This is a genomic window from Streptomyces sp. 13-12-16, from assembly GCF_002114215.1.
Taxonomy (GTDB): domain Bacteria; phylum Actinomycetota; class Actinomycetes; order Streptomycetales; family Streptomycetaceae; genus Streptomyces.
Genome location: NZ_NCTE01001293.1, coordinates 1 through 1,283 on the forward strand (window position 1 = coordinate 1; position 1,283 = coordinate 1,283).

Annotated in this window: 1 pseudogene; it reads right to left on the reverse strand. The window is 76.9% G+C overall.

The annotated features are described in order from the left end of the window. Positions 1-1,283 (reverse strand): annotated as a pseudogene (locus B7767_RS39575) (helix-turn-helix transcriptional regulator); the annotation flags it as partial.

Sequence of the window (1,283 nt, forward strand, 5' to 3'; positions counted from 1 at the left end):
AGCCGGGCCAGCGCGAAGGCGGCCCGCGCCTCCTCCAGGCCGTACCCCAGCCCGGCGAGCCGCTCCTGCGCCGAAGCCAACTGCGCGTGCGCCGCCTGGTGTTCACCGCGCGCCGCGCGCACCAGCGCCTCGGCGCGGTCGAGCACCGCGAGGACGCTCGCGCGGTTCAGGCGCAGCGCGTGCACCCGGGTGACGTCGATGAGTTCCTGTGCCTCGCCGGGCTCGCCGATCCGCACCAGCGCCTCGGCGAGGTCGCCCTGCCAGCGGCCCCGCGCCGGGTCGCTGACGCCCATGCCGTGCTCCAGCTCCCGCACCCGGCGCAGCGAACGGACCGCGGCCTGCGCGTCCCCCGCCACCAACTGGGCGTAACCGAGGGCGGCCAGGGCGAGGGAGAGGTACAACTGGTCGCCGTCCACCTCGGCGTGGTCCGCCGCCTCGCGGGCCAGCGTCAGCGCCCGCTCCACGTCCCCGCCCGACGCCTCCGCGAGCGAGGCGAGCATGGCCGAGGCGCTCTCGCCGATCCCGGAGTCCCGGGCCAGCCGCAGGCTCTCGCGGGCCAGGTCCAGGGCCCGGCCGCAGTGCCCGAAACGCAGTTCGGTGTCGGCGAGCAGCCGTGAGAAGTGCACCTCGCTCTCCACCATGCCGCGCCGCCGCGCCTCCCGCAGCAGCGCCGTGATGGCCGTACGGGCCTCGGGGAGCTGGTCGCTCATCAGCAGCCAGCGGAACCTCGCCATCGCTGCGCCGTTGTGGTGGCAGGCCACGTCGGGGTCCTGGGGTTCCTGGAGCGCCCGCTGGATGGTCGCGGGGGCGTCGGGGTGGCCCATCAGGGTCTCGGTGGACGACTGGAAGGCGAGCGCCATCAGCTCGGTGCGCCGGTCGCCGCCCCGCGCGGCCAGCTCCGCGGCGTGCGCGGCCTCCTGGCGGGACTTGGCGAAGTCGCCGTCCACCACCACCTCCCGCCAGGCGAGCTGGTAGTGGACCAGGGCCAGCAGCCGGGGGTCGTCGCCGGCGTCGGCCAGCACCTGCGGGAACACCGCGTCGACCTCGCCGAGCGCCTGCCCGGCCGCCTCGATGACCACCATCCACGCCCGCACCCGCTCGGCCGGCACCGTCGCCCGGGTCAGCACCTCGCGCGCTATGTCCCGGGCCAGATCGACCTCGCCGGCGGTGATCGCGTCCTCGGCGGCCTGGAGCCGCCGCTCGTCGGGACCGGGGCCGCCGTCGGCCGGGGTGTGCCGGGCGGCGAGCAGCCCGAGCGAGGCGGCGACCGAGGGCGCCCCGCG